Genomic DNA, 26,242 nt, shown 5'->3' with positions numbered 1-26,242 from the left:
TTAACAGAACCAGTATGTAAGACTTTAACCGGTCTGACGTGTAATTATATACAAATGGTACTTGATAATCTCGGGGACTCACTTCAGGACACTCTCGATGAACTCCGTGGAGAGACCCGAATCACGGAAGATGAAATCGATGATGTTGTCCGTGAGATTCAACGTTCTCTGTTGCAGAGTGATGTCGAGGTTTCGCTTGTTCAGGAACTGTCACAGAACATTAAAAACCGCTCCCTTGATGAAGACCCACCAGGTGGAACCACGGCTCGAGAGCATGTTCTCCGTATTGTCTATGAAGAGATGGTCGACATTGTTGGCGAATCGATGGAGCTACCCCTTGAAGAGCAAACAATTCTCCTTGCTGGCTTACAGGGATCCGGTAAGACGACATCAGCGGCTAAGATGGCGTGGTGGCTCTCTACAAAAGGACTTCGTACTGCCGTCATCCAGACCGACACCTTCCGTCCAGGAGCATATGACCAAGCCAAAGAACTGACTGAGCGCGCTGATATCGACTTCTATGGTAATCCAGACGTAGACGATCCAGTCCAAATTGCTCGCAATGGTCTTGAAGAAACATCTGATGCTGATGTTCATATTGTTGACACAGCTGGACGACACGCGCTAGAGGATGATCTCATCGAGGAAATCAAACAAATTGATCAAGCCGTTGAGCCTGATCGATCTCTGCTTGTCCTCGACGGTGCAATCGGACAAGGAGCTAAAGATCAAGCAGAAGAATTTGACTCTGCAATCGGCATTGATGGTGTTGTGATCACGAAGCTTGACGGTACTGCAAAAGGTGGTGGTGCGCTGACAGCAGTTCGTAAAACTAACTCTTCAATCGCATTTCTCGGTACTGGCGAGGAGATCAAAGATATTGAGCGATTCGAGCCTAATGGCTTTATCTCTCGATTGCTCGGGATGGGCGACCTCAAGCAACTCGCAGAACGTGTTGAGCGTGCGATGGAGGACACTGGTCATGAAGAAGATGACTGGGAACCAGAAGATATGCTTGATGGTGACTTCACTCTCCGGGATATGAAAAAGCAAATGGAGACTATGAACAACATGGGTCCACTTGATCAAGTTGTTGATATGATCCCCGGGATGGGAGGAGGTGGATCCAGCCCGCTCGATGACCTACCGGACGATGTCATGGATGTAACCGAAGAACGTATCCGTGACTTCGAGATCATTACTGATTCTATGACAGAAGAAGAACTTGAAGATCCGCGCCGTATTGGCCAAAGTCGGATCAAACGCATTGCTCGTGGGAGTGGCACTTCAGAAGAACGCGTCCGCGATCTCCTTGAACAATACCGCACCATGGACCGCATGCTCCAGCAGTTCCAAGGTATGGGCGATATGGACATGCAACGAATGATGAAACAAATGCAAGGCGGTGGTGGCGGTGGAATGGGCGGTATGGGTGGCATGGGCGGTGGCCCATTCTAACTGGCTAATTGTCCTCCGTAACCGGATTTCCATCCTCTGTTTGTGGTGCGATCATATCGATATACTCATCGATTTCTGGCTCTTCAACGCGTACACGAACATAAATTTCTCCAAGCTCATCCGGCTCCCCAACAGCAAAGTTTACTCTATCAACAAACGCTGCCTGCTTTTTTAGGCTGAAGGAAAATGTATCTCCTCGGCGCTGGTTGAAAAACTGCTTTCGCGCCGTATCCAATATTCGCTGCTCGTGAAGCTTTTCTGATAGATGCTCCATCGAGTGTGCGGTCCCAATAATTTCACTATTTTTTTCTTCTAAATCCGCATCTGGAAACATATTTGTCACTGCGGTCTTTACCCGGTCTGTTATCTCGGTATCGTATACAGGTGCCGTTATTTGAATATCAACGCTCCGAATCATGGTGCTTGCACATCCTCCGTCAGTAGTGATTTGATTTTCCTATGAAACTCCTCAAGAGACTCCGTGTTTTTGATCTGGATGTCGGCTTGGTCCATCGCCTCTCCCATCCCAAAATCTAATTCACGCTGCTCTCGCTTACGAAGTGACTTTTCTTTTGTGTCGGTACTATCACGTTCTCGATCATCAAGCCGTTCTAACCGTGTCTCAAATGGTGCTTCAATACTAATTAACTGAAAGTCATCGAATTCGTCTCTAAATACCTCAAGCTCTTCGTCACTTCGAATTCCATCTACGAGTACGATATCATTTCCTCTCAGATACGTTTTGATTCGTGGAAGCGACAATTCAGCAATCGCAGCTGGACCATTCTCTTCACGCAAATTTTTCGCCACCTCCCCATGATGTATCGATGGATCCAAATCACGCTTACGGCACTCCTCTCTAATAATATCGCCCATCACCACAACTGGAATCTCTAATTCTTCAGCAACAGTTGCTGCTTCCCCTTTTCCACTCCCCGGCAATCCAACAGTGGCAATCACAGTCATTAACTAATACTATGTTATTCGTTCCGTTAAATAATCGCATTTGTTCTTTCATACACTGTCAAAAACATGATTCAGGACAAACCTTACCTGAACTGCCTGAACGTTGAACTATGACGTAGCATAACTAACATGTTCTTCCAAACCAGACAACCACTATGCAACCGTGTGATCACGATGTCACTGCGCTTCCTGTTGCCGTACCCAATCAGTTTCGGAAATATACTCCTGAACAAGCAGGTGTCGTTCGCCAGTGTCCTATCTGTTTTCGTGTTGCTTCAGGGGGTTCTGATCCTGTCTCACCACAAGTTATAACTGATCATTATCCTAGTGGTGAAGCCGGATCAGGGGTTGTTCTGTTGTTCTACTTACTCGACTCTATCGCAAGCAATCGGAGTGAAATTCAGCAACTCGTTTCCGAGTTAGAGCACGCTGGTGTCGACGTTTTTAGCACCTTATCACGTATTAACCGTGACCCAGATATTAACCCAGCAATTGACTTGGATCGCCGTATCCGACATCTTGAGCAATTTTTATAATCAAGAACCAATCAGACATTCAGGGAATTAATATAAAAATGTTTACACGTTTGTTGAGTATCGAAGGATTCCAGCTATTCCACCAAACGCATTGTACAGTTGCTCTCCTTTCTCGAAGTCAGTTGAAATAAATTCCGTACCCGTTCCACGTTGATCAGCTATATTAATCAAGTGGTCTATTGCATCTTCCCGAGTTGTTGCTGTGACTGGCTCCCCACACTCTGAACAGTTGTGCTCTGGTGTATCGTGACGCTGATCAATGAGTTCGTAATCTGTATTGCCACATTCTCCACACTCGAATACAACTACATCCTTGCGCAAATCCTCACTGATTAGTAGTGTGTCTACTGAGCCCATAATCAGGTTTTGCCGCGTTGGTTTGAATCCATATGTCGCCAGCTCTCCTCCGTGTAACTCGCTGAAAAACTCCTTCATTAACCGCTTGTCCTCCATGATCTCTGCGTCAGCGAGTGCCTCCTCTGCTGCATCAACAAGATCATACAGTCCCGACTCATCGGTGTACGAAACGTCAAATTTTCCAAGTACTTTCTCCTGAAGTTCGTGGTGTAGATAGTCTCCATCTACAAATTCTTCTTTGGTCGGCGAAGGTCCGCCAATTAAGACACCATCTAGTTCGTGACGCTTGGGAACGAACAACTCGTTTGCCATCCCAGCGACTTCTTGATAGAAGTTATCGATAGCCTCCAAGCGTAATCGAGCGAATCGTTGTGCGGACTGGCCTCCTTTCCGCTGTTTGCCAGGTACCAATGATGTTGCTGACTTGACCGGCTCAACACGCTTTCCTTTGAGCCATCCGACGTTTGCTTCTCGTCGGTCAAGCACAACGAGCCCATACAGTCCCTTATCAGCCAGCATATGCTCAAGCGGTTCCGTCAGGAAATGAGAGTCACAGTGATACCGGAATGATTGAATCGGATCTGGTGGGTTTTCCAGCACCTTCGTTACCATGTCTGTTCGTCCGCCCCCCGAGTCCACGGCGCCCGAAAACAATACCATTCCATTTTCCGGTGGCTCGTCATAATACTGCAACCGCGCTTTTATTGAAGACAGCGCATCTTGGACGTTTGTCCGAGTTTGCTTTGATTTAATATTCGCTGCTTCACTGTGCTCTGTAGTAACATGCTGAACAATTTCATTAATTCGTTTATCTGGTGGAACGTAAATGGAGACAAGTTGTGTTCCTGACCCTTCGTACTCCTGTAGCTGCTCGATGACCTTCCGGAATTCGTATTTCCGACGGCCCGAGTCTTCTTCTGCCTCCTGAGTAGTCATTATTGTCTAGTAGTTTCACAGGGGGTAAGTACCTGTTGACATTCAACCCCCCTGACCTGAGGGCCAGTTGACTGTTGGCCCATTCACCACGAGACGTCTGCAGGCAATGGATTTACAGCGGTAGCGAGGCGAGCGCTCATCGGCTTTAGCCGTGGGATGAAGCCGACAACTGGGAATCTCTCCACGAGATTGAGCTATTCCGGAGTGTTATGTGTGATCGAGACATAGCCACGATTGCACCGAGGCGTCCTTGCCGCCCGAATAAACGGATAATATCGGGATTCGGGCCACACCACGTCTGAAGGCATCCCCTTCAAGCCGCTGGTTGTGGATTCCGATCAGCACGGTAACGCTGAATCCCATGCCGGGATCGGAGACGCTGCTTGGTGGTTCGAGAATCGAAGAGTCTCATCATCACGAAAATCTCCGATTTTCGAACAACCCTGCCAGTAGTCCGGTCATGCCGATTGGACTGCAACCCTGAAACTCCCAACCCAGCGGTGCGGTGCCATGGGAATCTCACCCTGTTCACGGGTGGGAGGTGGTCAATCACAATCTCCGGCAGCGATGCTCTTCACCGCATTGTAATCTGTATTTATCTCGCACCCACAGGCCAGAGACGCGAACTGCTTATCATCGCTTTACTCGCTCACGCCGGTCGCTTCTTGAGGACGGGGACGCAGCCTCCAAATGTTAAAATCCGTCTCGTTTCTGTCCCCAGCTAATTCTGCAAGGAATTAAGACCATTCCCGTGTTATAGATTCAATAGAACGCGATGAGCGGGGACACAGTTTACGCAGTTGCCAGTGGAAAAGGTGGTGTAGGAAAAACAACAGCGACTGCCAATGTCGCCGTTGCAATCGCTAAACTCGACTACGATGTCGCTATCGTCGATCTTGATCTGGGCATGGCAAATCTCAACGGCTGGTTTGCGCTTGATCCTTCCGGACCCACACTACATGAAGTTTTAGCTGATGATGCTGATCTCACTGATGCAGAGTACGACGCTGCTGGTGGTGTAACGATCATTCCAAGCCGATCTGATGTTGAGTCATATACTGAGACCGACACATCCCTTCTTGAATCGGTGATCTCGGATCTTCGCTCCCGATATGACTATGTATTCTTGGATATTGGAGCTGGAATTAGTCACGAGACAGTCTTACCACTCCGACTCTCAGATGCTGCTATTATTGTTACTACTCCCGAAGAGGCTTCGCTCGAAAATGCTAACACGACAATCGAGCTAATACACCGTCTCGACGGAGCAGTTGCAGGTCTGATCGTTAACCAGACAACATCTGGTGATACTCTTCCAGAGTCGTTCACGGATGAGCATATGATTCTTGGCACCATTCCATCAGACTCAGCCGTTCAGGCTTCTCATGAGACCGGCATACCTCATGTACTTGAACTTCCTGACTCTGATGCGACCGCTGGTTTTATGCAAGTGGCTGAACGGATCACTGGTGACGAACAACTTGTATCTGAACAATCTGATCCCCTTGCTGATGCCGGTCTCGATTCAATTGAACTGACCACCATGGATGCCATTGATGTAGAAGACGGGCAACTGCATATTGATATCGAGCAACTCGAAATGGAAGATATCGACATCAATTCGTCTTCTTCTGACTCCGAATCCTCAGACGAAGGTCCTGCAGATGATAGTCCTGTTCTTGCTCTTGATGATGCTGATACAAATTCATCAACTGATGAACAATCCACTGATGAGGGTTCAGATGATACAGAAGAATCCGAAGACGGTGGAGGGTTTTTCTCCCGACTTCTTCGATAATCTACAGAAAAAAGCAGGCAGGGTGCCTCGGGGTCGTCGAAAAACCTCCGGTTTTCGTGATCGCAAGAATCGGGGATTCTTGGACGACTTGACCCCAAGGTACTCCGAGGTACTTCACATTATATTTGGTGCGTCGATACCCAAAATATCTAGTGCGTTCTGGATCGCATGCTTTGTTGCGACGACGATTGCAAGTCGCTGCTGTTGTGTTTTTCCTTCTGCATCAAGCACTGGACATTCTCGATAGAATCCGTTGAATTTGTCTGCAATTGTCCTCGTGTAGGTTGCAACAACGTGAGGTTGTAACTCATCTGCTGCATCCTCGACTACTGCTGGAAACCGGGCAACTGTTTCTACTAGATCAACTTCTGCATCCGTTTCAAGTTCTGTTGTCGTGATCTTTTCAGGTGAGGGCCTGGCTATCCCTGCAGCCGCTGCTTCCTCGATGATTCCCGAACACCGTGCGTGCGCGTACTGTACATATGGTGCTGACTGTGCTTCAAAGTCAAGTGCCTGCTCCCATTTGAACGTAATCTGCTTTGTTGGTTGCTTGGCAACAATATCGTATCTAACTGCTCCGATTCCAACTTGATGAGCAATTTGCTCAATTTTCTCCTCAGTCAATGTTTCTTCCCTTACCCGGTCTCCGAGTCGCTTCTCGACTTCTTCTTTAGCTCTTGCAACCGCTTCATCCAGAAGGTCATCGAGATCAATCCCTTTACCCTCGCGGGTGCTCATTGTTCCGTCTGGGAGATTCACCCATGAATAATGGATCGAATCTAATGCGTCTGTATCTTCACCAAGTAACTCTAATGCAGTGCTGAGTTGCTTTGCTTGCAGCTTATGATCCTCTCCAAGCACTGTTACCGCCCGATCAAAGTTATCAAACTTCCAGCTGTGGTGTGCAATATCCCGTGTTGTATACAACGATGTTCCATCTGACCGTACGAAAACGAGATTCTTCTCAAATCCAAAATCGTCTAGTTTTAGCTCCCACGCGCCGTCTTCAGTTTCCTGCGCGTATTCTGTTTTCTTAAGCTGTGTGACTATCTCTTTTGTCGATCCATCACGAATAAACTTTGTCTCCTTGATAAATTCATCAAATTCTGCAGGAAGCCGATTAAGTGTATCCTGCATTCCCGAAAGAACAGTGTCGACGACCTCACTTACTCGATCGTATGTTTCCGGCTTACCTTCCTCTAAACCTTGCATAATCGCTGCAATCTCTTCTTCTGCGACTTCGACTTCTTCTTCTGGCCCTTCTTCGAGAAATGTGTTCCCTTTTCGATAATACCGGACTAAATCATAGTCTTGCTTGTCTCGTTCTGGTTCTGGTAACTCTGTCTCATCAAATGTCTCGTATGCCCAGGTAAATGTCGCAATCTGTCGTCCAGCATCATTTACATAATAATGTGTTTCCACATCAAATCCGGCGTAGTCTAGCAGTCTGGCAATTGCATCTCCAATGATCGGATTTCGTGCTCGGCCAACATGGACTGGTCCTGTCGGATTTGCGCTGGTATGCTCAACGACAACTGACTTCTGTTTGTCTGGGCGTCTTCCATATTTTTCATTTTGACCAGCTTCCAGAGTCCGAATATGATACTCTGAAGAGGGCTCAAAATTCACATATGCGCCTGTAGCAGTTACCTCATCAATATATTGGAGCTCGGCAGTGTTAATTTCCCCTGCAATTTCCTCTGCAACTTTTGGTGGCGGTGCCTGTGCTTTTCCTGCAAGTCGGTAAGCAACACTTGACGCAATGATTGCATCAACATCCTCTGGTGGACGTTCAATTCCAAGGTCTTCTGTCGTATAGCTTAGATCAGAAAGAGCGCTCTCAAGTGCATCTTTAATCTCCTGCTTGGCTGCAAGGAACATGTCACGGAGTAGAGTAGCAGTTGATTTATGGATAACGGGACAGTCCGAACGCTATGATGTTGAGGACGTATACAGTTTGACTTGCTCCGCCTATAGAACAGTAGGTTTATCATTCATTCACAGCGAAATTATACTAAGACTATATCCTCTATGGCAGAACACCATCGACATCCGGAGGTAAACATCGGTCTTGTTGGCCACGTGGATCACGGTAAAACAACACTGGTCCAGGCACTGAGTGGCGAGTGGACCGACCAACACTCCGAAGAGATGAAGCGTGGGATTTCTATTCGACTGGGGTATGCTGACTCGACATTCCGTCGATGTCCTAATCTTGATACCCCAGAAGCCTACACGGTTGATGAAGAGTGTCCTGACGGCTCAAAAAGTGAAATAGTCCGAACTGTTTCCTTTGTAGATGCTCCAGGGCATGAAACTCTGATGGCGACGATGCTTTCTGGCGCATCAATTATGGACGGTGCTGTGTTGGTTGTTAGTGCTAATGAACCAGTTCCTCAACCACAGACAGAGGAACACCTCATGGCACTTGATATTATTGGCGTTGAGAACATCGTCATTGCACAGAACAAGATCGACCTTGTTGATCGTCAGCAGGCAATGGAAAACGCGGAAGAAATCAAAGAGTTTGTTGCTGGTACCGTTGCTGAAGACGCCCCGATTGTTCCAATTAGTGCACAGCAAGAGGTTAATATTGACCTTCTTATGCAAGCGATTGAAGAAGAAATTCCAACGCCAGACCGTGACCCAGACACTGATGCACGGATGCAGGTAGCGCGTAGCTTTGATATTAACCGACCCGGTGCAACGTGGAATGATTTGCTTGGCGGTGTTCTTGGCGGAAGCCTGTCAAGTGGCACCCTTGAAGCTGGGGATGAAATTGAGATCCATCCTGGTCGCGAGGTCGAAGAAGGAGGCAAATCTAAGTACAAGCCGATTACCACCACAGTTCGGTCGCTCCAAGCTGGAGGAGACATGATTGAAGAAGCGACACCAGGAGGACTCCTCGGTGTTGGAACGGGCCTTGATCCTGCTCTGACTAAAGGTGACGCCCTTGCCGGACAACTTGCTGGTCCACCTGGTTCACTCCCCCCTACGTGGGATCAATTCACAATGAAGGTCGATCTCCTTGACCGAATTGTCGGTGAGATGGAAGGATCTGTCGATGAAATCTCGACCGGCGAACCGCTGATGCTTACCGTCGGAACGGCGACTACCGTTGGATCTGTAACCAGTGCTCGTGATGGCGAGTGTGATGTCCGACTCAAACGACCTGTTTGTGCGCAGGAAGGCGACACAATTGCAATTAACCGACGGGTTGGATCTAGGTGGCGGCTTATCGGCATCGGAACACTTATCCAATGACGACAACTGTTATTGTTGACACGAACGCGTTGATGATGCCAGTCGAACTCGATGTTCGACTCTTCGATGAGATCGAACGCGTGTTACGGAGCCATACGGACGATATCGAGGTGTTGGTACCCCAACCAGTCATTGAGGAACTCCGCAGACTCTCAGATAAAGGTGGTGAAGAAGGCATCGCAGCAAGTGTAGGACACGACCTTGCAACGGATCGCTGTGTTCCAATCAGCACGGAAGTATCGTATGCTGATGATGCAGTTGTTGAACTCGCACAAGAGGGAACCGCAGACTATGTTGTTACAAACGACCAAGCACTACAGGAGCGTATCCTGAGTACTAGTGTGCCCATTATTAGTTTACGCGGCACAAACAAATTAGCAATCACGGAGCCATAATATATGTATAAACGGGTTCGAGTTCGCGATACGGTTGAAGTACCGCCAGAAGAACTTGCGAATGTAACGCCAGAGTTAGTTCGTGAGTTACTGCAAGAGAAACTTGAAGGTCAAATGGACGAAGATCTTGGGTCCATCGTTTCTGTGACCGAAGTCCATGACATCGGTGACGGCCGAGTTCTTCCTAACCGGCCGGGCGTTTACTATGAAGCTGAATTTGATGCGCTTACATACAAGCCTGAAATGCAGGAAGTTGTCGACGGTAATGTCGTTGAAGTTGTTGAGTTCGGTGCATTCGTTGGCATTGGGCCAGTTGATGGACTACTTCACGTCTCCCAAATATCTGATGAGTATCTTTCCTTTGATGCTGAAAATCAGCAACTTTCGTCAGGTGAATCTGATCGAATTATTGGGCAGAATGATCCTGTTCGCGCTCGGATCGTCACTATGTCAATCGACGAACGAAATCCACGCGATTCCAAGATTGGTCTCACAGCAAAACAGCCTGGTCTTGGAAAACACCAGTGGTTGGAGGAAGAGCGGCGAAAGCAGGAAGCTACTGCAGGTGATTCATAATGGCAGAGGATCGGTTAGTCTGTCATGACTGCCACCGTGTCGTTGAGCCTGATGAAGAAATCTGTCCGGCGTGTGGATCTACTTCGCTGACCGAAGATTGGGCAGGATACGTTGTGATTGCACACCCCGAAAAAAGCAAAATTGCTGAAGAAATGGAAGTGACTGAACCAGGCCCATACGCTCTTAAGGTTCGATAACCGTGCCAAGCAATGTGTCTGTCTCTTTACCGTCAGATCTTCGCCCAGCATTCAAGGGTCCGTTTGGACCAATTTATACAGACACAGCGACGTTAATTAGTGACCTTTCCCCACCAGTGATTGCGGTTGGTGATATTGTCACATGGCACTTAGAGCGTGCTGACTTCCGGCCTCATCTCGCTGTAATTGATGGTCGAACGGAACGAGAGTCCGTCGCTGAAGACATTGAATCTCTTGTTACTCAGCGTCCTAATCAACTGGAGATCACAAACCCGCCCGGCACAATCACTGAAGAACTCATCACCGCTCTTGCTGATGGAATCAACTCAGATACAGCCGCTACAATCCTTGTCGATGGTGAAGAAGATTTAGCTGCTGTGCCAGCTGTTATCCTTGCCCCGACTGGAGCCACTGTCGTCTATGGACAACCTGGCAAGGGGATGGTCCCAATTGATGTGACCGATAAGCAAAAAGCGACATTTCGTGCACTGCTTGGTAAGATGGACGGAAACACTGAACAAATCCTTCAGTTGCTCGACAAACTAGCTGCGAAATAACGTACACTAATTCATACTAACGCCTCAGAGGATTTCCTCTGAGTCAACTACCTTCTGTTTCTTGCTGGATCGGAATCGTGGCCAGTAATATATCTAGCCTTGTTACTGACCTATATGAGCCAATCGATCAATCGACTTGCCATTAGTCATCTTATCGTTCTTGGATTAATCACAGCCGGATTTGCTGGCTTTCTGTACACTGAGGGCTCTGTAGCGCCTCTATGGATTGCCGCTGGAATAGCCGTCTCTGTTATGGCTGATCTCTGGATCACTCATGAAATTCGACCATTTACTCTCACCCGGAATATGCGCGCTGTCATTGGCTTTGTTGTAGGTGGGTCCGTACTCTGGATTCTCTTTGAGCTTCAACCATCTCTTGTAACATATGCCAGTGCATCTTTCGGTTTAGCGGGTGGATTTCTATTTTCACGAACTCTTTGGCTTGTAAACAAATAGTTTGATATATCGGCATATTGTTGGTGTACGTAGTGAAGTTTATTAATGACAATATAAGTATATTTATGCTGAATATATCGAATAAACTATAGTTTTAACTCTTGCAGGCTATGTCCCCGTCCTCAAGAACCGTCGAATACAGTGAGTAGGTAGAGGTCGTTCAACCGCTGTCTCAGTAATATAACTACCTCTAAAAATCTCTTTAGGTAATCTGTCTCAGAGAACGACATCTTTGGTACGTTCTTCGAAATCCTTTTAGTCGGCTCAGTGCCAATTTTGGTTCAACGAACCATGGAAATTGAAATTCTTGAAGAGGATGAAAATCCGATGCTCCATCGTACGGATCTTCGGGTCGAAATCCAGCATGAAGACGCAACGCCTGAACGACTGTCCGTTCGAGATAGTGTCGCAGCTATGCTCAATAAAGACGCTGACGAAGTAGTCGTTCGTAAACTTAATACCCAATTTGGAATGAGGAAGACCGTTGGTGAAATTCGAGTTTATGAGGATCAAAAATATGCCCAAGAAATTGAACAGACGCACATGCTCGAGCGTAACAAAATTGGCCAGGAGGAAGAAGCATGACGCGGCATGAACTCTTTACCGACGATGGCGATGTGACCAACGATCCGTGCCCACGTTGCGATAATTCCTACCTTGCTAATCACGACGATCGCAAGCACTGTGGAAACTGCGGATATACTGAATGGACGTAGGGAATGCGCATTCTTGGTCTTGAAGGAACTGCTTGGGCCGCAAGTGCAGCTCTTTTTGACGTCGACCAGAACCATGTCCAGATAGAGTCAGATGCATACCTCCCTTCTGATGGAGGTATTGACCCTCAAGAAGCAGCCAGCCACATGGCTGATGCGCTGCCTGCCGTCATTGATGCTATTTTGGACCATGCAGCCGATACTGCTTCGCCTGATTCGACATACGATATTGATGCAATAGCTTTCTCTCGCGGTCCTGGGCTTGGACCTTGTCTTCGCATTGTTGGAACAGCAGCACGCACGCTTGCAGCTCGGCTTGATGTTCCTCTCGTCGGTGTAAACCACATGGTTGCACATCTTGAAATTGGCCGTCACCAATCCGGATTTGATTCCCCAATCTGTCTTAATGCCAGCGGCGCAAATGCACACGTACTTGGATTCCACAATGGTAAATATCGTATTCTTGGCGAGACCATGGATACTGGCGTAGGTAACAGTCTTGATAAGTTTGCTCGTCACGTTGGGTGGTCTCATCCTGGCGGACCAAAAGTTGAGCAGGCTGCAAAAGAAGGCGAATATTATGATCTTCCATATGTCGTCAAGGGAATGGACTTTTCATTTGCAGGCATTGTCACAGCTGCACAAGACGCAGTCGATGACGGCGTTCCCGTACAAAATGTCTGTACCGGACTTCAGGAAACGATCTTTGGGATGCTTACTGAGGTCGCAGAACGTGCGCTTTCCCTGACTGGAAGTGATGAGTTAGTTCTCGGCGGCGGTGTTGGACAGAATGATCGTCTTCGAGAGATGTTACAGGAGATGTGTGAACAACGTGGTGCTTCCTTTTATGCCCCCGAACCACGGTTTCTCCGTGACAATGCCGGTATGATTGCCGTTCTCGGGGCAAAAATGTATGCGGCAGGTGATACGATCTCTATTGATGACTCAGAGGTTATCCCAACATACCGCCCGGATGAGGTTCCTGTCAGTTGGCGGTCAGAGGAATCGGTTGCCCAGAGCCAATCTTCAGTCCTATCTGGGTCAGTCCAAGGTGCAGAGGCAACAGTTACCTACCAAAATGACCGAGTCACCAAGCGCCGAAATAAAAAAACATACCGACATCCAGAATTAGATGAGCGGCTTCGCAATGAACGAACCGCATCTGAGGCTCGAATTACCAGTGAAGCAAGACGATCAGGAATTCCTACACCGCCAGTTCTGGCCATCAACCTCGATGAAACGATACTTGAGTTTCTATACGTCGGAACAGAAGATCTTCAGGCAGTGCCTACTGAAAATAACATCCACACGGTCGGCAAGCAGTTAGCTGTGCTCCATAATACCGGTATTGTACACGGTGATCCTACCACCCGTAATATCCGAGTCGACTCAGAACAAGTGTACTTTATTGACTTTGGGCTGGGATATTACACTGATCATATTGAAGATTTTGCAATGGACTTACATATTTTTGATCAGTCAATAACTGGTACTGTTGACGATCCAGTTCCGCTTCGAGAATCGCTTCTCTCTGGATATCAATCTGCAGATGTTACCCTCAATACGAGCTCCGTTATTGATCGCCTTCATGAAATTGAAGGACGAGGTAGGTACCAGTGACTTCCCCTCCTCTCGGCTGAAAGATGTGAGTTGTTAGTAATACGATTTCGTTATTCAGATCAGAACGGGCACATTGTGCGTTCTATATCAGTTGTTGTGAATACGATTTCTCTATTCACTGAACCGCGTGATGTTTAGTCGTCGATTCGCCTGTCATCGTTCGGGTTTCTCACTCCGTTGTTTCGCCGTTCTTCTCTGAGTTCTTACACTGGTCTGACCGGGGTTCGGCCGGCTTCACTCGGAGCTCTCCGAAGCCGTACTTCAAGTGACTGTCGACCCGAAGGATGCCGCTCTTCGCGGTCTCGATGGGCCGGTCGCCCTCGTACTTCACGACCTGTCCGTGGTCGACGGTCTGGAGCTTGTAGACCTCCCGTTGCTCGAGGATCTTCTCCGCTCGCTCACAAAGATCGCGTCGACTCTCCTTCCGCCATCACGGGACATCCTGATCGGCGGCTTGGGGTACTCCGACTCCAGCACGAACGGCGTTGTCACCTCCACGAGGAGGGCCTCACCGTCTTCGAGCCGGGAGTAGTCCCGGTCATTGAGGCCGACAACCTGCGTGTCCTTCAGCCGCGTGATACCGTAGCCGTAGTTCCGTTTGCCCCCGAACTGGAGGCCGTCAAGCACGTCCTCGCCCAGCGGGAGCGTATCGGGGTCATCGGCGTGCAGGTAGGTGTTGATGTACCACTTCGTGGTCTGCTGCTTGCGAGCGCCCTCCGGCTTGTCCATGATCGTCTCGTGGGAAAGTGCCGGGTACCCGCTCTGCGCGCGGCTGTCGTGCGTGTTCAGCGCGTCTCGCGGGCGGCTGTCGAGAAGCCAACGATAGGCCGGGTTCCGCATCAGGAACAGGTCGTCGTAGGATTCGACGTCCGGCAGGCCGCTCCCGAGGTACGGTCGGATGCCGCTCTGAGAGTGCTCTTCGGGGAACGTCCCGAACTGGCCGGGGGCGAACATCCCGTGGAGCACTTCCCAGTTGTCGGTTTCATCTCCGCCCGTAAACGAGTGGGCTTTTGCCTCGGTACCGCTGTGAGTATTTCATGTGATAGCTCGCCGGAAACCTACTGGTTTTTGACCCTTGATATCATGACATTGTATAATGACGCTTGAACTGGATTCAGCTGCTGAGCCATCGCCGCCCGAGGCAACGAATGGTGTTTGGCTTTCGTGTATCGGTTGCGAGGAGACTTACTCACCGTTTGACGATATTCTCTACACCTGTCCTGATTGTAATTCACTGCTCGAAGTCCGCTATGACTCTCTTCCTACATTCGATGATTTCTCTGGAAGCGGTGTATGGCGGTATACTGATATGCTTCCACTTGAAGAAGGTGTCTCAATCCAAGAAGGGGATACTCCTCTTTACCACGTGCCGGATCTAGAGGATGAACTCAGTGTCTCGTCTCTCCATGTTAAACATGAAGGAATGAACGGGACCGGGTCTTTCAAAGACAGAGGCATGACCGTCGGAGTAGGTGTTGCACAAAGACTTGGCGTGGACCGCTTGGCTGTTGCCTCAACTGGTAACACCTCTGCTGCTTTAGCGGCCTACGGAGCACGGGGAAATATGGAGACACTTGTGTTACTTCCTGCTGGGAAAGTAGCTGCCGGGAAAGTAGCTCAGGCGAGCCTTCATGGAGCTCGCATTCTTGAAGTTGATGGTAATTTTGATGTCTGCCTTGATATCGTCCAAGAATTGGCTGCCCGTGGCGAAGTATATCTACTCAATTCGCTTAACCCATTCCGTCTAGAGGGCCAGAAAACAATCGGCCTTGAAATCCTTGAAGAACATTACGAGCGTCACGGATCATACCCCGATCGAATCATCTTACCAGTCGGTAATGCTGGCAATACTTCCGCATTGTATAAGGCATTTAGAGAAATGGTACAGCCCGGAGCACTGGATCCGGCTGATGTTCCAGCCCTTACCGGTGTCCAAGCTGCGGGCGCAGCACCAATTGTCGAAGCAGTCGAAAATAACTGGGACGGCATTGAGCGGTGGAACGATGTTGAAACGATAGCAACTGCGATTCGAATTGGAAATCCAGTAAATGCACCGAAGGCCCTGCCTGGCATTCGTGAGACAGGCGGCACCGCTGTTTCCGTCACTGACGAAGAGATTACTGCCGCACAGCGTGACCTTGCAGGTGAGGGCATCGGGGTCGAGCCGGCAAGTGCTGCATCCATTGCTGGCCTTCGCAAGCTTCGCTCAAGTGGTGTTGTCTCTAACGATGAAGAGGTTGTCTGCCTCACAACAGGCCATCTCCTGAAAGACCCAGAGGCAGCAGCTAAAGCAGGTGGTGACCCTGAGCCTGTCCCCGGTGACACTGACGGTGTACTAAATCATATCAATAACTGAGATCAGTTTTGTACCGAATCTAGAATAGAAATCTGTGGTGTACAGGCGGTCAAGCCGACTCCCCCGGGCTTGACCCTAGAGTAGTTTACTCTTCTTCCTCGTCTCGTTCTTGAAGTGTGATTTGTGTCACCTTGATAATTCGCTCATCTGATTCCAGTTCATCTATTACTTCTTCTGGAACCTGATCATCAAGATTGTACACAGTCATCGCTTCCCCACCAATTGTCTCACGGCCGTTGAACATCCCAGCAATATTAATCTCGTGTTCTCCAAGTACCGTTCCAACATGTCCAATTGCCCCCGGCTCGTCGTAGTTGTCAACGACTAGCATTCGTCCATATGGAATTGCATCAACGCGGAAATCATCAATCCGAACAATGCGTGGTTCATTGTCTGCAAATAACGTCCCATCAACATGGACTTCATTATCGTCGTTGCCGACCGTCACTCGAACCACACTCTGGAAATCCTCTGCCTGCCGTGTTTTTGATTCTATAACTTCTACTCCTCGGTCATTGGCGACTTTTTCCGCATTTACTGCATTTACTTTCCATTGTAGCGGCTCAAATATTCCCTTCAGTGCGGACGCTGTTACCAACTCGATGTCTTCTTCTGCAATTTCTCCGGAGTAAGTCACTTCAACTGTGGAAATTCGGCCATCAAGCATCTGTGTGGCGACACGCCCGGCTGTCTCCGCAATATCAATGTATGGTTGTATTTGACCAAACGTGCTTTCATCAACAGATGGTGCATTCAATGCATGAGTAACCGGCTCTTGATTAAGTGCGGCAATCACCTGATCTGCAGTTAGCAGTGCAACATCTGTTTGCGCTGACTCTGTGCTGGCACCTAAGTGTGGAGTTGTAACAATCTCATCAACTTCCAGTAGCGGGCTATCTTCTGGCAGTGGCTCTGTCTTATAGACATCAAGGGCTGCTCCATCAACATTTCCCTGCAGCACAGCATCAGCTAATGCGTCTTCGTCAATAATTCCACCTCGCGCACAATTCACTACATACCCCCCATCCAACAGCTCGAATTCTTCTGCCCCGATTAGTCCCTCTGTTTCAGGTGTCAATGGAGTATGTATTGTTATGAAATCTCCAGCACGGAGACACTCATCTAAGTCCTCAACAAGCTCTACGCCCAACTTTTCTGCTCGCTCTTCTGGAATATACGGATCAAACGCGACAAGGTCCATTCCCAAACTATCACATTTTTTAGCTACTTGTTGTCCCACTCGTCCGAGCCCCACAATTCCAAGAGTCTTATCGTTTATTTCTGTCCCCAGATAGTCGCCTTTCGCCCATTCACCAGCCTTCAATCGCTGATGAGCCTGCGGAATAGAACGTGCAGCCGCAAACAACATACCTATAGTATGCTCTGCTGTTGCTCTCACGTTGGGGTCGGGAGCATTAGCGACAATTACCCCGTGTTCGGTCGCTGCGTCGATATCAATGTTGTCGACACCAATCCCTGCTCTGCCAACGACAACCAGATCATCTGCGGCTTCAAACACAGAGGCGTCTACAGTTGTCCCAGACCGCACAATCAATGCATTGGCATCAGCAACTACATCCAGCAATTCTTCCCCTTCTGCCTCGTATTCTGCCTCGACAGTGTGACCTGCTTCTCTTAATCTTTCGACTCCGGCGTCTGCAATTGGATCCGTTATGACTACTTTCATATTACTAAATTATCCGTGCTGCGGTTAATTGTCTTCGTTCACAGATTTTCGATAAGCGTTATATCTGTTGACTTCTGTCAACCCCCTCGGGACAAAACCCCGAGACACTCTGCCTGCTCTGTCTGTAGACCAAGAGTTACTATTCCCTCCTAAATTGAACATCCTTCGACAGGTTCAACCAAATGACGAACCAATCATTTACTAATGAACGTTGCATCGGTGTCGAACCTTCCTGCTGGTGCTGTTGATCTCTTTGAGCGTGAGGGTATTACAGAGTTGTACCCGCCACAGGCTGAAGCAGTTGAAGCTGGTGTCACTACTGGTGAGAATCTTGTTGCAAGTGTCCCCACAGCCAGCGGTAAGACATTTATTGCACAACTGGCTATGCTATCCGCGATTGAACGCGGAGGAAAAGCGCTCTATATCGTTCCGCTGCGTGCCCTTGCGAGTGAAAAGGCTGAAGAGTTTCAAGAATTTGAATCGCTTGGGATTACTATTGGAGTGGCAACTGGAAACTATGAAGATCGGGGTGAATGGCTTGCCCAGAAAGATATCATTGTAGCGACAAGCGAAAAAGTCGACTCCTTAATTCGTAATGATGCTCCGTGGATTGATGATCTCTCCTGCGTGGTCTCCGATGAGGTCCACCTTATCGATGACCCAGAACGCGGACCAACACTTGAGGTTACGCTTGCTAAGCTCCGTCGACTTAACCCCGCTGTCCAGAGTGTTGCCCTATCAGCGACCATTGATAACGCTGAAGCTATTGCTGAATGGCTTGATGCTGCGCTTATTGATACGGATTGGCGTCCTATTGAACTCCGCTCAGGAGTCCACTATGGCGATGCACTACACTATGATACTGGTGACACAGAGAAACTTTCAGTTCAGCCTAACGAGAACCCAACTGCAGCAATCGTTCGTGACACTCTCCAAGATGATGGTTCAGCATTAGTTTTCGTAAACTCCCGTCGTAATGCTGAGACTGCTGCTGATCGGCTCGGTGAGACCGTTTCTTCTGAGCTGTCTGTAGAGGAGCAAAATGAGCTTTCTGAATTGGCTGATGAAATACGCAGTGTCAGTGATACTGAGACGAGCAGTGACCTTGCGGATTGTGTTGCCCGCGGTACCGCGTTTCACCATGCAGGATTAACTTCTGAGCATCGATCATTAATCGAAGATGCATTTCGAGATCGGCTTATCAGGACGGTCTCTGCCACGCCGACCTTGGCTGCTGGCGTCAATACGCCCAGCCGACGTGTTATTATCCGTGACTGGCGTCGATACGATGGATCTATTGGCGGAATGAAGCCTCTTCCTGTTCTTGAAGTGCATCAAATGATGGGCCGAGCTGGTAGACCCGGACGCGACCCATACGGTGAGGCGTTTTTATTAGCAAAAAATCATGATGAGTTAGATGAGCTCTTTGACCGATATATTAGCGCTGATCCGGAACCAGTCGACTCAAAACTGGCTGCTGAACCAGCACTCAGAACGCACGTGCTTTCTACTATCGCCTCTGGATTTGTTACAACCCGCAGTGGACTGTTCTCTTTTCTCTCTGAGACTTTCTACGCTAGTCAGTACGCCGATGAGGAACATCTCAAATCTATTATTCAGCGTGTCCTCCGATATCTCACTGACAACGGCTTTCTTACCCAATCAGAAGAATCGTTATCGGCAACTAGTCTCGGTCATACCGTCTCTCGGCTTTACTTAGATCCGATGAGTGCAGCTGAGATCATTGCTGGCCTTCGCTCCGCAGGATCTGGCTCGATCTCAGCACTTGGACTGTATCATCTTGTTACCCGAACCCCAGATATGTATGAATTATATCTTCGATCTGGTGATCGAGAGAAATACACTGAAATTCATTACCAGCGCGAGACAGAACTTTTGGGACCTGCTCCAAGCGAATTTGACGAATCTGCATTTGAGAGCTGGCTTTCTGCCCTAAAGACTGCAAGAATGCTTGAGGACTGGGCCTCCGAACTTGATGAAGACGATATTACGGAACGATATGGCATTGGCCCTGGTGATATTCGGTCCAAAGTTGATACCACGGAATGGCTACTGGGTGCAGCTGAAGAACTTGCCGCAGAGCTTGATCTTTCTTTAACAACAAGTATTCGCCGCGCTCGTCGTAGAGTGGAACACGGCGTCCGTGATGAACTCCTTGAGCTGGTTAATATTCGCGATATTGGTCGGAAACGGGCAAGAAAGCTCTATCAAGCCGGTATTGAAACACCAGAAGACCTTCGAACAGCAAATAAAGCGACTATTCTGAGTGCCCTTGACGGCAGGGAGAAGACGACTGAAAAAATCCTTGAAAATGCCGACCGAGACGATCCTTCGGTGGACGATGTACAACCTGACGATGCAAATCCCGCTGACCATACTATGTCGCCTGAGTTATCTGATACGACTGACAATAACTCGACCTCTACAAAATCCGATGACCAGTCACACTTAGGTGATTTCTCATGATTGTGGTCGAATGTTATACTGACATCTCTGATCTCGACGCGTTTATAGATACGATCTCGACAATTCGATCTGAACGCGACTGTCTGTTACAGGTTGTTGATGCTCGGTATATTGCCGGAGAGACTCACATCCAAACTGCTGTTGATCATACTTTGCGTGCTGTTCAGCAAGATGATATGATCGCCCGTGATCCAAATGTCGAGCTTATGTTGTATTTGGCAGCGTCACGGCAGATAAATAACGCATTCAATATTGGTATAGGATCTGGAAGAACCCCCGCATTGATAATTCTCCACGGTGGTGATGAAGACAAAGCCCGCGATGAGGTTTCCAATGTGGACAGCGTTACAGTGTCAAATCTTAATCCTGGTGCAGAATACGGTAGCCAACAGCATCTTCAGAAATGGTTTGACATCACCGATCAAGAGCTTGCGACCAATCTTCCAATAGAGTTCCTCGTGTCTGAACGAGTCGCTCTCCTTACTGTTGAAAAATAGTCTCTCTTGCCGAACAATCATTACCTTTCGATGCTCAGTTGTAGCTATGAGAGTAAGCGTTATCGGAGGTAGCACTATTGATGATCAGACATATGATGTTGCTTATGAAGTTGGTCAGACGCTGGCTAATCGCGGTCACACGGTTGTTTGTGGTGGTTTAACCGGTGCTATGGAGGCAGTGAGTAAGGGAGCATCTGAAGCCGGGGGGCAAACAATCGGTGTGTTACCAACCGATGACCCCTCCAATGCTAATGATTATATTGATATTCCTGTCGCAACCGGCCTTGGTAATGCCCGTAACGTGCTAGTTGTACTTAATGGCGACGCGGCGATTGCCATTGATGGAGCATACGGAACTTTATCAGAAATCGCGTTTGCACTCGATTCTGACATGCCCGTCGCGGGGCTTGATACACACAATGTATCAGGAGTTACCCCTGTTGAATCTCCATCTGAAGCAGTCAACACTATAGAGCACGAAGTGAACAACAGCATGTGACTATCTAGCCGGTCGCCGCTACCTTTTTTTACTTAATCACTGACTCTTTTGTATGCCATCACGTTCACCAGTAATTCGGAACCTTATCGTTGGGGCCGCCGTTGCCCTTCCAGTGGTTATCATCATCCTTCTTTTACAACGAATATATGGGATTATCGCTAGCATTTCTTCTCAGTTGATATATTTCCCGTTGCTTCTTGGATTTGAAGGCGTAGCTGCTCAGGTCATTGCAGTTATTGGTGGAATTGCCTTTGCTATCTTTGGATTGATTGTCTTGGGTATATTTGTTCGGAACCAGCTTGGTGGCTCCGTCTTGGATTTTCTTGACCGTAATTTAGTAAAGATACCTGTTCTCGGCCCAGTTTATCGCGGACTAAGTGAAGCTCGGGCAGCATTTGTCGATCGAAGTGATGATGAGTTTGACGATGTTGTCCTCGTTGACTTAGGAAATCAAACACACGTCCTTGCGTTTGTCACCGGATCAGCACGTTCTGATGTCCAATCAGCACTGTCTGACTCCCGTGTTGCCGTATTTGTGCCTTTATCACCAAATCCAACGCTAGGAGGACACACTCTATTTGTTTCTGAAGATCGACTTATTAGTACCTCATTAAGTATCCGGGAAGCTGTCACTGCGATAGTTACTCTTGGAGCTGGACAGACACTTTCTCATGAGCCTCCTGTTGAAGGCCTATACCATTCTGCTCCAGAAAGTTCAGATTCATCCGATGAAGACTGATTGACTATATTCTCTTTCTGCTGAATGGCGCTTGGTGCAGTCAGTTGAAAGAGTTAACATGCGCGAGGTCCTGATATACGAAAAGGCGTAAACATGGGGTATACATATACAGGTGAGGTCCATCAGGAGCTTATAGCGTCGTATAATGAAGATGAAGACCCTTTTCCAACTGATTCAACACTTGACTTTCCACCTCAGAAAGATCTCAGAGAAGAGGTCTCCCTTCTTAAACACCTCTTCTTTCCTCGATGCTGGAATTCAGGGTCTTTTACAACTGATCCAGTCGCAGTTGAAAAGGCTGTTCGGGAGTTCGCCTCACTGTGCTATCGCGGTATTGATCCATATATAGACACTGACCCAGAACCGATTGTTAATGCTGTTGTAGAACAGCTTCCTGCTATCCGCCGGACATTGAAAAAAGATGTTGAGGCTGCATATCGTGGCGATCCAGCAGCAAAAAGCTATCTCGAAGTAATTCGATCGTATCCAGGCTTCCGTGCAATTATGGTTCAGCGTGTTGCACACGAACTATACAACAACCAGGCACAGGAATACGCTCGGGAACTAACTGAGTATGCGAAAACCGAAAGCGGTATCGATATCCACCCTGGTGCGAAAATTGGGGACTACTTCTTCATTGATCACGGAACTGGCGTCGTAATCGGAGAAACAGCGACCATTGGAGATTGGGTCCGTATATACCAGAATGTGACACTGGGAGCATTGCACTTCAAAGAGCGTGAAGACGATGAACACACTCTACAGAAAGGATATAAACGGCACCCTGACATCGGTGATCATGTCGTCATTGGCTCTGGTAGCAACATCTTAGGCCCAGTTGAGATTGGTGATCACGTCAGTATTGGAGCCAACTCATGGGTTACTGATGACATCCCGAGTAACACGACTGTCTTTGTCTCTGAACACCCTGAACAGGCCAGAAAACCAAGACAATAACAACTCAGCATATTCAGTATAAGATACCGCGGGGCCTCTTTTCTTAACGAGCAGCGCAGAGAGACGCCTGTCTCTCAAGTACCGCAGTAGGGAGGGGAGAAGCGCGTCACATCCTTCACCAACACCGCTCTCTGCACTCGGCCAACTCCCCAATATATGATAAAAAATCTAACTGAATCGAAAACGCTGAAACACATATGGAAGTGCGTCGGACATTGCCAGTGAAACTCGTTGTGGCCGACAGCGACAGAGACGCACTTCTCGAAACCATTGACCAATATAAACACTGCGCCAACACGACCAGCGACCACTGCTGGGACGACAACGGCTACAAGCAAATAGCCAAGTACGCTGTCAAAGACGAGCTCTACCACGACCTGAAAGCAGCCCACGACTTGACAGCAAACCTCGGTCCAGCAAGCCATCTTCCAAGCCGTTGAAGCCGTCAAAGCTGGCGTCGAACGCCTCGAAAAGAATGAAGACACCAGCCAACCCGAGTTTACCGCTGACACCGCTCGGTACGACAAACGCGCCGCCACCTTCCACGACGACCACGTTTCCTTGTCGACCGTGGACGGGCGCATTGAGGCCGACTACGTTCCTCCAGAGGATGAAACGGATACACCGTTCGAACAGTATCTCAACGGTGACGAGTGGGAATTCCGCACCAGCACACTTCACTACAAGCCGTTCGAAGACGAGTTCTGGCTGCACATCGGCTTCAAACGGATTGAAAAAGACACCGACAGCACGCAAGCGGACGCCGCTGTCCCCGAGCACAGCACAGTCCTCGGGATCGGCCTCGGCGTCGAAACTCTTGCTATCGCGTCAACCGGCACCTTCTGGACGGGTGATGAACTTGACCACTGGCACCGCGAGTTCCGGCAACGCCGTGGTGATCTCCAACAAACAGGCACACAGGAGGCCCACCGCATACTCCAGCGTGTCAGCAAGAAGGAGACAGCCTACTACAAGCAGTATCTCCATATTGTCGCCAACGAGATTGTCGCGGAAGCAGTCGAACACAACTGTTCAGTGATCGCCTTTGAGGATTTAACCGATATCCGGAAACGGGCGCAGGGAGCGACGTGGCATCACCGTTGGCGATTCAACCGCCCTTATGAATACGTTGAGTACAAAGCGAAGGCCTACAACATTGACGTTGAGGAGTTGAAGCGGGGTCCGCAGGCGAAGATGGTGCCAGCCTCCTACACATCTCAGCGATGCAGCAGTTGTGGGTTCACCCACGAGGACAATCGGCCCACACAAGAACAGTTCAAGTGCCAGATGTGTGGCTATGAGAACCACGCCGACTACAACGCCGCGAAGAACATAGCAGTGCGGTGTTGTCGGCGGCTACTCCGTCGCAACCAGACTGGGGGCGACGGAGGCACACCCGTAGACGTTGCGCTGAATGGCGGGACGATGAGCGTGAACGTGTAAGCACCGAAAGCCCCCTGAACGGGGAGCCGGGCCTCTCCGTGCCACTTTCTTGTGGCCAGAACGGGAGTCCACGTCAAATCCCTCCCCTCCACGAGCGAACTCCCTGCGGGTGAGCGAAGTAGGGTGGAGTAGTTTACAGTCTCACTTTTTAGTAGCCATCTTCACAGCCAAATCGAGATGGGTCCAGAGGACCGGCTCTGAGGTTGTTGAGTTTTGCATGTTGTTTCAGATCCATGAGGATGCTGTCGCAAATATCGTCCGACACTACAGCAACTGGTATGCAATTGCCCCGAGCAAGACGAAGTACAGCAGATGCCCGACAGATATAGCGAGCACAAACCGTCGTTGCGTGTATGAACTCAGTGCAGCAGGAACCGCAATTACAGCTCGAATTCCTGGTATAAATGTACCAATTATTATGCCAATTGTTCCGTACCGGTTAAATACTGTGTCAACAATCTTCAGTCTGTGTTTGCCAAATCGTGTAATAATCCATCTCTGACCCCGCTGAAAGTATGGGATCTTATCCTGCATTTTGATCGCACTTTCAACTCGAGGATCAACACTTCGATATATCAACATTTGCCCTCCAACAAACGCTAATGTGCATAACATCGCTATCGCGCTCACATATACCAGCGACGGGCCTGTAATTGCGACAACCCCTACAAACAGCACCGGAGGTTGTGTTAGTTTCCCGACAATCATTCCCTCCAAGAAGAACAGTCCAATCAGTACAGGAAGTCCGATTTGCAAAACAGTCTCTCCGGCAAGTTCGGTAATAAACTCAATTTCCATTCTCTATAATCCAGTGGACAGTGCTCAGCTGTTGTTTGATTCGACTGTTGGCTTATAGCCTTCTCTGTATGTTGGCACTCTATACTTATATCCTATCTCTTTGAGCCCCTTGTTCGCACAGCGTTTGCTTGCCTTTATTCGCTGTTTTCTTGCTTTTGTATATGACTTGCCAGCAAGATATTCTTCAACTGATTGCTTTTCTGGTCGTTCCTTACCGTGTAGGTCCGCCAGCCAATCAGCAAACTCCCAACGGTGCACCGGCTCGGTATCAACACCAATCGCAACATCATTCATCAATAGTTGATCACAGAGCAATTTCGTGATAACACCGGCAGCATCACTCCTATGAATCATATTTAGATATCCTTCGACAACCGGGCCTTCAAGATATCTGCCCAGCCGATACCGTTCAGGACCATATAGCCCAGCAAACCGTATTACTGTACCGTCTATCCCACGCTGTGGTGCTACGGTCTCAATTAGTTGCTCGGCTTCCCGGTACATTGCCAATCGCTTTGTCGGAGGATCAACCGGCGTGTCTTCATTCACCCATCTCCCGTCGTGGTCACCGTATACCCCAGTAGTTGATGCATAGATGAGTCGTCTTGGAGGGCTTGACCGTGATGCGTATGTTTCAATCACTGACTGCAACCCTTTTACATGGAGATCTTTGGTTGCCTGTGGTGTTCGCTTATCTGGCGTCGGCATAAAAATAACCCAGTCCGATTCAGGTAAATATGATAATGACTGTTCTTCTGTAATATCTGCTTGTAATGGGGTTACCCCGTGCTTTTTTAGCACTCTGAGGCCAGCCTGTGATCGACGAACCCCCGTTACCTCGTGACCATCCTGTTGAAGTTGCTCAGCTAATTTAATACCAACGTATCCACACCCGAGAATAGTCGCATGCATTATCGTCAAATCAGTGCTACAGGGACGATGAACAAGTA

General features: G+C 48.6%; 25 protein-coding genes and 2 pseudogenes. 19 read left to right on the top strand and 8 right to left on the bottom strand.

What is annotated here, in order from left to right:
- Window positions 1-54 precede the first annotated feature (54 nt).
- The gene (locus K0C01_RS04580) at window positions 55-1,458 is read left to right on the top strand and encodes a signal recognition particle protein Srp54 (protein ID WP_221170857.1); all 1,404 of its coding nucleotides are present in this window, start codon (window positions 55-57) and stop codon (window positions 1,456-1,458) included.
- A gap of 4 nt (window positions 1,459-1,462) precedes the next feature.
- Here K0C01_RS04580 and K0C01_RS04575 read toward each other — a convergent pair whose 3' ends face one another.
- Window positions 1,463-1,876, bottom strand: a complete 414-nt coding sequence (locus K0C01_RS04575; RefSeq protein WP_221170856.1) for an RNA-binding domain-containing protein — start codon at window positions 1,874-1,876, stop codon at window positions 1,463-1,465.
- Window positions 1,873-2,424 (bottom strand): AAA family ATPase, encoded by a 552-nt coding sequence (locus K0C01_RS04570; protein ID WP_221170855.1) that lies wholly within the window; start codon window positions 2,422-2,424, stop codon window positions 1,873-1,875. The genes K0C01_RS04575 and K0C01_RS04570 overlap by 4 nt, the downstream gene beginning before the upstream one ends.
- A gap of 155 nt (window positions 2,425-2,579) precedes the next feature.
- Between K0C01_RS04570 and K0C01_RS04565 the strand changes: the two genes are divergently transcribed.
- Window positions 2,580-2,960, top strand: coding sequence for a DUF6276 family protein (locus tag K0C01_RS04565; protein WP_221170854.1), 381 nt, complete (start codon window positions 2,580-2,582; stop codon window positions 2,958-2,960).
- Window positions 2,961-3,002: 42 nt separating this feature from the next.
- Here K0C01_RS04565 and prf1 read toward each other — a convergent pair whose 3' ends face one another.
- A complete protein-coding gene (gene prf1, locus K0C01_RS04560) occupies window positions 3,003-4,253 on the bottom strand; it encodes a peptide chain release factor aRF-1 (protein WP_221170853.1) in 1,251 nt (416 codons plus the stop codon).
- Between the two features lie 775 nt (window positions 4,254-5,028).
- Between prf1 and K0C01_RS04555 the strand changes: the two genes are divergently transcribed.
- Entirely contained in the window at window positions 5,029-6,051 is a 1,023-nt protein-coding gene (locus tag K0C01_RS04555) for a MinD/ParA family ATP-binding protein (protein ID WP_221170852.1), read from the top strand.
- A gap of 114 nt (window positions 6,052-6,165) precedes the next feature.
- Here the strand turns inward: K0C01_RS04555 and argS are convergent, their stop codons facing one another.
- Window positions 6,166-7,932, bottom strand: coding sequence for an arginine--tRNA ligase (gene argS, locus K0C01_RS04550; protein ID WP_221170851.1), 1,767 nt, complete (start codon window positions 7,930-7,932; stop codon window positions 6,166-6,168).
- 150 nt (window positions 7,933-8,082) lie between these two features.
- On the opposite strand from argS, the gene K0C01_RS04545 reads away from it, so the two are divergent.
- From K0C01_RS04545 to K0C01_RS04505, 9 genes are all read left to right on the top strand, one after another.
- Window positions 8,083-9,315: a translation initiation factor IF-2 subunit gamma gene (locus tag K0C01_RS04545; RefSeq protein WP_221170850.1), complete on the top strand. Its 1,233-nt coding sequence runs from the start codon at window positions 8,083-8,085 to the stop codon at window positions 9,313-9,315.
- A complete protein-coding gene (locus K0C01_RS04540) occupies window positions 9,312-9,710 on the top strand; it encodes a PIN domain-containing protein (RefSeq protein WP_221170849.1) in 399 nt (132 codons plus the stop codon). The genes K0C01_RS04545 and K0C01_RS04540 overlap by 4 nt, the downstream gene beginning before the upstream one ends.
- A 3-nt stretch (window positions 9,711-9,713) precedes the next feature.
- Complete coding sequence (locus tag K0C01_RS04535; RefSeq protein WP_221170848.1) at window positions 9,714-10,286, top strand: DNA-directed RNA polymerase; 573 nt, start codon at window positions 9,714-9,716, stop codon at window positions 10,284-10,286.
- A complete protein-coding gene (spt4, locus tag K0C01_RS04530) occupies window positions 10,286-10,483 on the top strand; it encodes a transcription elongation factor subunit Spt4 (RefSeq protein ID WP_221170847.1) in 198 nt (65 codons plus the stop codon). Before K0C01_RS04535 ends, spt4 begins: the two co-directional genes overlap by 1 nt.
- Window positions 10,484-10,497: 14 nt before the next feature.
- The gene (locus tag K0C01_RS04525; RefSeq protein ID WP_221170846.1) at window positions 10,498-11,040 is read left to right on the top strand and encodes a GTP-dependent dephospho-CoA kinase family protein; all 543 of its coding nucleotides are present in this window, start codon (window positions 10,498-10,500) and stop codon (window positions 11,038-11,040) included.
- A 114-nt stretch (window positions 11,041-11,154) separates the two neighbouring features.
- Entirely contained in the window at window positions 11,155-11,496 is a 342-nt protein-coding gene (locus tag K0C01_RS04520; protein WP_221170845.1) for a hypothetical protein, read from the top strand.
- A 291-nt stretch (window positions 11,497-11,787) separates the two neighbouring features.
- Window positions 11,788-12,081, top strand: coding sequence for a 30S ribosomal protein S24e (locus K0C01_RS04515; protein ID WP_221170844.1), 294 nt, complete (start codon window positions 11,788-11,790; stop codon window positions 12,079-12,081).
- Window positions 12,078-12,212: a 30S ribosomal protein S27ae gene (locus K0C01_RS04510; protein ID WP_221170843.1), complete on the top strand. Its 135-nt coding sequence runs from the start codon at window positions 12,078-12,080 to the stop codon at window positions 12,210-12,212. The genes K0C01_RS04515 and K0C01_RS04510 overlap by 4 nt, the downstream gene beginning before the upstream one ends.
- A 3-nt stretch (window positions 12,213-12,215) precedes the next feature.
- On the top strand, window positions 12,216-13,829 hold the full coding sequence (locus K0C01_RS04505; RefSeq protein ID WP_221170842.1) for a bifunctional N(6)-L-threonylcarbamoyladenine synthase/serine/threonine protein kinase: 1,614 nt from the start codon (window positions 12,216-12,218) through the stop codon (window positions 13,827-13,829).
- A gap of 169 nt (window positions 13,830-13,998) precedes the next feature.
- Here K0C01_RS04505 and K0C01_RS04500 read toward each other — a convergent pair.
- Window positions 13,999-14,792 (bottom strand): annotated as a pseudogene (locus K0C01_RS04500) (hypothetical protein); the annotation flags it as partial.
- A gap of 133 nt (window positions 14,793-14,925) precedes the next feature.
- Here K0C01_RS04500 and thrC point away from each other — a divergent pair.
- Window positions 14,926-16,185 carry a threonine synthase gene (thrC, locus tag K0C01_RS04495; protein ID WP_221170841.1) on the top strand — a complete coding sequence of 420 codons (1,260 nt, stop codon included), beginning with the start codon at window positions 14,926-14,928 and terminating at the stop codon, window positions 16,183-16,185.
- A gap of 85 nt (window positions 16,186-16,270) precedes the next feature.
- Here the strand turns inward: thrC and serA are convergent, their stop codons facing one another.
- Window positions 16,271-17,872 carry a phosphoglycerate dehydrogenase gene (gene serA / locus K0C01_RS04490; RefSeq protein WP_221170840.1) on the bottom strand — a complete coding sequence of 534 codons (1,602 nt, stop codon included), beginning with the start codon at window positions 17,870-17,872 and terminating at the stop codon, window positions 16,271-16,273.
- Between the two features lie 204 nt (window positions 17,873-18,076).
- On the opposite strand from serA, the gene K0C01_RS04485 reads away from it, so the two are divergent.
- The 6 genes and pseudogenes from K0C01_RS04485 to K0C01_RS04460 all read left to right on the top strand — a co-directional run bounded on the left by K0C01_RS04485 (window position 18,077) and on the right by K0C01_RS04460 (window position 24,494).
- Window positions 18,077-20,359 carry an ATP-dependent DNA helicase gene (locus tag K0C01_RS04485; RefSeq protein ID WP_221170839.1) on the top strand — a complete coding sequence of 761 codons (2,283 nt, stop codon included), beginning with the start codon at window positions 18,077-18,079 and terminating at the stop codon, window positions 20,357-20,359.
- Window positions 20,356-20,856, top strand: a complete 501-nt coding sequence (gene cgi121, locus K0C01_RS04480) for a KEOPS complex subunit Cgi121 (RefSeq protein WP_221170838.1) — start codon at window positions 20,356-20,358, stop codon at window positions 20,854-20,856. The genes K0C01_RS04485 and cgi121 overlap by 4 nt, the downstream gene beginning before the upstream one ends.
- A 46-nt stretch (window positions 20,857-20,902) precedes the next feature.
- The gene (locus K0C01_RS04475) at window positions 20,903-21,355 is read left to right on the top strand and encodes a TIGR00725 family protein (RefSeq protein WP_221170837.1); all 453 of its coding nucleotides are present in this window, start codon (window positions 20,903-20,905) and stop codon (window positions 21,353-21,355) included.
- Between the two features lie 52 nt (window positions 21,356-21,407).
- Complete coding sequence (locus K0C01_RS04470; protein ID WP_221170836.1) at window positions 21,408-22,094, top strand: DUF502 domain-containing protein; 687 nt, start codon at window positions 21,408-21,410, stop codon at window positions 22,092-22,094.
- Window positions 22,095-22,187: 93 nt separating this feature from the next.
- Window positions 22,188-23,051: a serine O-acetyltransferase EpsC gene (gene epsC / locus K0C01_RS04465; RefSeq protein ID WP_221170835.1), complete on the top strand. Its 864-nt coding sequence runs from the start codon at window positions 22,188-22,190 to the stop codon at window positions 23,049-23,051.
- Window positions 23,052-23,248: 197 nt separating this feature from the next.
- A pseudogene (locus K0C01_RS04460) lies at window positions 23,249-24,494 on the top strand (RNA-guided endonuclease InsQ/TnpB family protein).
- A 264-nt stretch (window positions 24,495-24,758) separates the two neighbouring features.
- Here K0C01_RS04460 and K0C01_RS04455 read toward each other — a convergent pair.
- Together K0C01_RS04455 and K0C01_RS04450 are read right to left on the bottom strand one after the other, a co-directional pair.
- Complete coding sequence (locus K0C01_RS04455; protein ID WP_221170834.1) at window positions 24,759-25,292, bottom strand: VTT domain-containing protein; 534 nt, start codon at window positions 25,290-25,292, stop codon at window positions 24,759-24,761.
- A gap of 24 nt (window positions 25,293-25,316) precedes the next feature.
- Complete coding sequence (locus tag K0C01_RS04450) at window positions 25,317-26,204, bottom strand: SDR family oxidoreductase (protein ID WP_221170833.1); 888 nt, start codon at window positions 26,202-26,204, stop codon at window positions 25,317-25,319.
- Window positions 26,205-26,242 lie beyond the last annotated feature (38 nt).

Source organism: Salinarchaeum sp. IM2453 (assembly GCF_019693215.1).
GTDB lineage: Archaea > Halobacteriota > Halobacteria > Halobacteriales > Salinarchaeaceae > IM2453.
This window is presented reverse-complemented; position numbering and strand designations above follow the sequence as displayed.

Coding starts and splice junctions, on each gene's coding strand:
- K0C01_RS04555 (WP_221170852.1), top strand. CDS start 5,029: ATGAGCGGGGACACAGTTTACGCAGTTGCCAGTGGAAAAGGTGGTGTA.
- K0C01_RS04575 (WP_221170856.1), bottom strand. CDS start 1,876: ATGATTCGGAGCGTTGATATTCAAATAACGGCACCTGTATACGATACC.
- K0C01_RS04520 (WP_221170845.1), top strand. CDS start 11,155: ATGAGCCAATCGATCAATCGACTTGCCATTAGTCATCTTATCGTTCTT.
- K0C01_RS04540 (WP_221170849.1), top strand. CDS start 9,312: ATGACGACAACTGTTATTGTTGACACGAACGCGTTGATGATGCCAGTC.
- K0C01_RS04455 (WP_221170834.1), bottom strand. CDS start 25,292: ATGGAAATTGAGTTTATTACCGAACTTGCCGGAGAGACTGTTTTGCAA.
- cgi121 (WP_221170838.1), top strand. CDS start 20,356: ATGATTGTGGTCGAATGTTATACTGACATCTCTGATCTCGACGCGTTT.
- K0C01_RS04515 (WP_221170844.1), top strand. CDS start 11,788: ATGGAAATTGAAATTCTTGAAGAGGATGAAAATCCGATGCTCCATCGT.
- K0C01_RS04565 (WP_221170854.1), top strand. CDS start 2,580: ATGCAACCGTGTGATCACGATGTCACTGCGCTTCCTGTTGCCGTACCC.
- K0C01_RS04450 (WP_221170833.1), bottom strand. CDS start 26,204: ATGCATGCGACTATTCTCGGGTGTGGATACGTTGGTATTAAATTAGCT.
- K0C01_RS04570 (WP_221170855.1), bottom strand. CDS start 2,424: ATGACTGTGATTGCCACTGTTGGATTGCCGGGGAGTGGAAAAGGGGAA.
- K0C01_RS04580 (WP_221170857.1), top strand. CDS start 55: ATGGTACTTGATAATCTCGGGGACTCACTTCAGGACACTCTCGATGAA.
- K0C01_RS04545 (WP_221170850.1), top strand. CDS start 8,083: ATGGCAGAACACCATCGACATCCGGAGGTAAACATCGGTCTTGTTGGC.
- K0C01_RS04510 (WP_221170843.1), top strand. CDS start 12,078: ATGACGCGGCATGAACTCTTTACCGACGATGGCGATGTGACCAACGAT.
- argS (WP_221170851.1), bottom strand. CDS start 7,932: ATGTTCCTTGCAGCCAAGCAGGAGATTAAAGATGCACTTGAGAGCGCT.
- K0C01_RS04485 (WP_221170839.1), top strand. CDS start 18,077: ATGAACGTTGCATCGGTGTCGAACCTTCCTGCTGGTGCTGTTGATCTC.
- K0C01_RS04535 (WP_221170848.1), top strand. CDS start 9,714: ATGTATAAACGGGTTCGAGTTCGCGATACGGTTGAAGTACCGCCAGAA.
- epsC (WP_221170835.1), top strand. CDS start 22,188: ATGGGGTATACATATACAGGTGAGGTCCATCAGGAGCTTATAGCGTCG.
- spt4 (WP_221170847.1), top strand. CDS start 10,286: ATGGCAGAGGATCGGTTAGTCTGTCATGACTGCCACCGTGTCGTTGAG.
- thrC (WP_221170841.1), top strand. CDS start 14,926: ATGACGCTTGAACTGGATTCAGCTGCTGAGCCATCGCCGCCCGAGGCA.
- serA (WP_221170840.1), bottom strand. CDS start 17,872: ATGAAAGTAGTCATAACGGATCCAATTGCAGACGCCGGAGTCGAAAGA.
- K0C01_RS04470 (WP_221170836.1), top strand. CDS start 21,408: ATGCCATCACGTTCACCAGTAATTCGGAACCTTATCGTTGGGGCCGCC.
- K0C01_RS04475 (WP_221170837.1), top strand. CDS start 20,903: ATGAGAGTAAGCGTTATCGGAGGTAGCACTATTGATGATCAGACATAT.
- prf1 (WP_221170853.1), bottom strand. CDS start 4,253: ATGACTACTCAGGAGGCAGAAGAAGACTCGGGCCGTCGGAAATACGAA.
- K0C01_RS04505 (WP_221170842.1), top strand. CDS start 12,216: ATGCGCATTCTTGGTCTTGAAGGAACTGCTTGGGCCGCAAGTGCAGCT.